We start from the raw sequence: 5109 nt of genomic DNA, 5'->3' as shown, positions 1-5109 counted from the left end.
GGTTTATTTAAAAAAAAATCTACCACCGAGTCCCCCTATGCGCGGCGCGCTACACTTAGAAGTTATTATAACGCCAGCAAGCTTCGCGTCTACAAGTAATTATTTACTTCTCTTCTCTGTGTTCTCTGTGTTCTCTGTGGTGATAAAATCACCTTCGTTGTTTATTTAGAAACAAATCTACCACCGAGGACACCGAGGCGCTTCGCGATACACAGAGAAAATATTCATAACGCCAGCAAGCTGTGCGTCTACAAGGAATAGTTACTTCTCCTTCTCTGTGTTCTCTGTGTTCTCTGTGTTCTCTGTGGTGATAATAATCTCTTAATCACTTTATGCGTTTAGCCCAAAACAATGTGACCACCGAGGCGCTACACTAAAAAGCAACCGTAATTAATAATGCCAGTAAGTTACTCGCGTAAAATGCCCCTAATTTACACTAAAAGGAAAAAACACAGGCACAAACACCAGCACAACCAGCGCATACACTATGCTAATAGGTAAGCCTATTTTTACAAAGTCGTTTAACCTGTAATTACCTGCATTAAATACCATCAAGTTAGTTTGATAACCATACGGGCTAATAAAACTTCCGCTTGCAGCAAACGCTACCGCCATTACAAAAGGCAACACATCTACACCAAACCCTAAGGCCACGGTATAGCCTATAGGAAACATCAACGCCGCAGCAGCGTTATTAGTTACAAACTCGGTCATTAACCAAGTTACGACATAAACTAATACAAATGCAGTGTACACATACCTAGGGTCATCGAATTGACCTATAAATCCACCTAACGATTCAACCACGCCAGAGTTAACCAGCGCACTCGACAGTAAAAGTGCAGATGAAACCACTAGCCATATATCAATCGGGAATCGTCTTACTAACTCATTAGTAGTTAAACTACGAGTAAATAAAAGGCCCCCGAGCAATAATACTAGCCCCTCTAATAAATCTAGCACTCCAGCAGCCGCTAATGCTATTGTGGTTACAAAGCCCCCAATGGAAAGCCAAGCTCGCCAGCCATTAATTCTACTTTCAGGCTCTACACCAGATAAGGTTAAAAAGTTTTTATTTATATTTGTTCGAGATTTATAATCATCACCCACGGCTAACACTAAAAAGTCACCAGAGCGAATTATTACATCACCTAACTTACCCGAAACCTGTTCACCATCTCGTCTTATTGCCACTACAGCAGCATCAAACAATGCCCTAAATCCCGTAGTTTTAAGCGTGCGTCCTACAATTATACTTTCAGACCGAACAACTACCTCAGTAAGGTTGCTATTTAAAGCACCATTTTTTTCTGCAAAAATTTCTAAACCTGAAAACTGCCCTAGCTGCAATAATTTAGTTATGTCACCGCAAAAAATAAGTCTGTCCGAAGGCTGAATTACTTCCGTCGGTGAAACAGGGCTAATAAGCCTGCCTGATCGCACTATTTCAACTAAAAATAATGATTCCAAATGCCTAAGCCCATTAACCTCAACAGAGCGCCCAACTAACTCAGAACCTGTAGAAACTTTAGCATCAATAAAATACCCCTCTGAAGTAGCATTATTTTGCTCAATACTTGGTAACATTCGGGTGCATAAAAACATAGCTAAACCACAGCAAAGTACCAAAATAGCACCCACAGCAGTAAATGAAAAAAACGATAACGACTTACCCGACGCCTCAATATACATTGAGTTAACGATTAAATTAGTAGAAGTACCTATTAGCGTAAGCGTTCCACCTAAAATAGAGGCATACGATAAAGGTAATAGTAGTTTACTGGCAAAATGGTGGGGGTTATTCCTAATAGGCGAAAGTAACGTAGCCACAACCGCAGTATTATTTAATATAGAAGAAAAAAAAGTGGTAATACCAAACAACCTAAACCAAGTCGAAAAGTAGCTATCAACAATAGTTTTTGAGGCAATAACTCTTAGCAAGCGAGTTTTCTCAAGTGCTAAGGAGCATAAAACAAGCAAAATTAATGTTACAAGGCCAGGGTTTGCAATACTTGTTAAAAACTGATCTTTAGTCACTAAATCGCAAGTGATTAAAGCAATAAGTGTTGCACCAAAAACAGCAACAGGGCGCGTTTGTAAAACAATTAAACCTAAAATTGTAAAAGCAAAAATACAAAGCGTTAGATATGCATCTAATGGCATGGTTAAAGTAGCCATCCTTAGTTAAAAAATTAAAATGCGGGCTCTCAAAGAGCCCGCTATATCTCGAGTAATCTAACGGATTACTTTTGCATCCCAATGAGGAAAGTGCTTACGAACTAACGCATTAAACTCAACTTCAAACGCAGAGTGCTCGCTTTTAGGCTTGTTGCCTTTACCGTTTAATGGCTTACGTATCATACCCGCACCAACCGTTACGTTAGTTAAACGGTCAATCACAATAAACGCACCAGTGTGTTTATTTACATCATATGCATCAAATTGGACGGGCGCTGTTAATGCAAATTGGCAGTTACCAATTTCGTTTAGATTTAATTGTGATGCTTCTTGCTGCTCTAGCGTGTTCACATCAACCTTATAGTTAACAACCTCAGCGTAACCATAAACCGATTTACTTCCAACTTTAATTTCGTATTCACGGTCTACATGAAGAGCTTCTTCAGTCATCCATACTACGTCTGCTTCAAAGCTATCAGCTGAATGTGGCTTTTGGTGCGGACGTACTAGCATATCACCACGGCTTACATCTATTTCATCTTCAAGTGTTAATGTAATAGCCATACCTGCTGATGCTTTTTCTAGGTCGCCATCAAAAGTAACTATTGATTTAACCTTACTCTCTTTACCTGAAGGTAGTGAAGCAATTGTGTCGCCCACTCTAATGTCACCCGCAGCAATCGTACCGCTAAAGCCCCTAAAGTCTAGATTTGGGCGATTAACATATTGCACCTGTAGCCTAAACTCATCGTTTTTCGCATGGTTTACTTGTACAGTATTCAGTAGCTTCATTAACGTTGAACCAGGATACCAGCTCATAGCTTCGCTTTCGTTTACTACATTATCGCCACGTAGCGCCGAAATTGGCACAAAGCGTACATCATCAAACGAAAGATCCTGCGCAAACTCGCGGTAATCTTTTTTGATATTTTGATAAACCGACTGCTCGTAACCTACCGCATCCATTTTATTAATAGCGACAACTACGTTTTTAATACCTAATAAAGAGCAAATATAGCTATGGCGACGTGTTTGCACCTGCACACCGTGGCGCGCATCAATCAAAATAATAGCTAAATCACACGTAGAAGCACCCGTTGCCATATTACGCGTGTACTGCTCATGCCCAGGCGTGTCTGCAATAATAAATTTACGTTGGTCTGTTGCAAAATAACGGTACGCAACATCAATCGTAATGCCTTGCTCGCGCTCAGATTGCAGGCCATCTACTAAAAGAGATAAGTCGAAATCGTTATCAGTGGTATTAAAACGTTTTGAATCCTTTTCAATAGCAGCCATCTGATCTTCAAAAATCATTTTGCTATCATAAAGCAAGCGGCCAATTAATGTAGATTTACCATCATCCACGCTACCACATGTTAAAATACGTAGCATGTCTTTGTTTTCGTGTACTTTTAAGTAAGCTTCAATATCTGTAGCAAGTAAGTTTGTTTCTTGTGACATAATTTTCTCTGAATTTGGTTCGATAATAAATTAGTTACTTTCTAATAGCTTTTTTTACAGCTTTTGATTAGAAGTAGCCTTCCATTTTTTTCTTCTCCATAGAACCTGCAGAGTCGTTATCAATTACTCGCCCTTGACGCTCAGAAGTAGTACAAAGCAGCATCTCTTGGATTATCTCAGGAAGGGTTTGTGCTACAGACTCAACAGCACCCGTTAGCGGGTAGCAACCAAGCGTTCTAAAACGAACCATTTTATTTTGTACTTGTTCGCCCTCTTCAAGCTCCATACGCTCATCATCAACCATAATAAGCGTGCCATCGCGCTCAACTACAGGGCGCTCTTTCGCAAAGTATAATGATGGAATTTCAATACCTTCAAGGTAAATGTACTGCCAAATGTCTAGCTCGGTCCAGTTACTAAGCGGGAACACACGAATGCTCTCACCTTTATCTACTTTACTGTTATAAACGTTCCACAGTTCTGGGCGTTGGTTTTTAGGATCCCAGCGATGATTTTTATCACGGAAAGAATAAACACGTTCTTTAGCACGCGACTTTTCTTCATCGCGGCGAGCACCACCAAATGCAGCGTCAAAATTATTCATATCAAGCGCCTGCTTAAGGCCTTGAGTTTTCATAACATCTGTATGCTTAGCACTACCGTGTACAAATGGGCTCATGCCCATTGCTATACCTTCTGGGTTTTTATGAACAATTAGATCAAAGTCATACTTTTCGGCCATTTGATCTCTAAACTGGATCATTTCTTTAAATTTCCAGTTAGTATCAACATGCATAAGCGGAAAAGGAATTTTACCCGGGTAAAATGCTTTACGTGCTAAGTGTAATAAAACCGACGAATCTTTACCTACAGAGTAAAGCATTACTGGATTATCAAACTCAGCTGCAACCTCCCGCATAATATGAATCGACTCGGCTTCGAGTGCCTTTAGATGAGTTAGCTTTTCTTCATTCATGATGTTTTTTCATATCCTAATTTATCAAAATCCATTCGCGTCAATTTTAATGACCGACTTAAAAAATTTATGCTCCGATAGTCTATGTTTAATTACTAGGGCATGCAATGTGTGTATTTTTTTAAAGGCGCCTAACGGTCAATTAAGCATCGGCCAATTTTGGCGTAGACGAAGAGCTTGCTCACGTTAAAAGGCCAGCTGCTCATGGCTTCAAAATGTAATAAACACCAGCAAGTTGCCCCTCTACAAGTAATAATTAACTCTATTTCTCTTCCCCGTGGGGATAACCTCTTCATCACTTTGTGTATTTAGGCTAAAGATTTTTACCACCGAGGATACAGAGGCGCTGCGCGCTACACTGAAAAAGATCTTCTCCTTCTCTTCTCCGTGTTCTCTGTGGTGATAATAATCTCTTAATCAATTGAATGGGCTTAACCCAAAACAATTTTACCACCGAGAGCACAGAGCCGCTGCGCGCGACACTGAGAACG

At 40.1% G+C, this 5109-nt stretch carries 3 protein-coding genes; all 3 read right to left on the bottom strand.

Annotated features, from left to right (window positions below):
• Positions 1-426: 426 nt before the first annotated feature.
• Complete coding sequence (locus CWB60_RS18890) at positions 427-2163, bottom strand: SLC13 family permease (RefSeq protein WP_138579920.1); 1737 nt, start codon at positions 2161-2163, stop codon at positions 427-429.
• 72 nt (positions 2164-2235) lie between these two features.
• Entirely contained in the window at positions 2236-3642 is a 1407-nt protein-coding gene (gene cysN / locus CWB60_RS18885; RefSeq protein WP_138579921.1) for a sulfate adenylyltransferase subunit CysN, read from the bottom strand.
• Between the two features lie 67 nt (positions 3643-3709).
• Complete coding sequence (cysD, locus tag CWB60_RS18880) at positions 3710-4618, bottom strand: sulfate adenylyltransferase subunit CysD (protein ID WP_029773230.1); 909 nt, start codon at positions 4616-4618, stop codon at positions 3710-3712.
• Between the last annotated feature and the right edge of the window lie 491 nt (positions 4619-5109).

Origin of the sequence: Pseudoalteromonas sp. S327, assembly GCF_005886415.1 — a bacterium.
GTDB classification, from domain to species: domain Bacteria; phylum Pseudomonadota; class Gammaproteobacteria; order Enterobacterales; family Alteromonadaceae; genus Pseudoalteromonas; species Pseudoalteromonas atlantica.
Note: the sequence above shows the minus strand (reverse complement) of the source record. Positions and strands in the feature narration are given on the sequence as shown.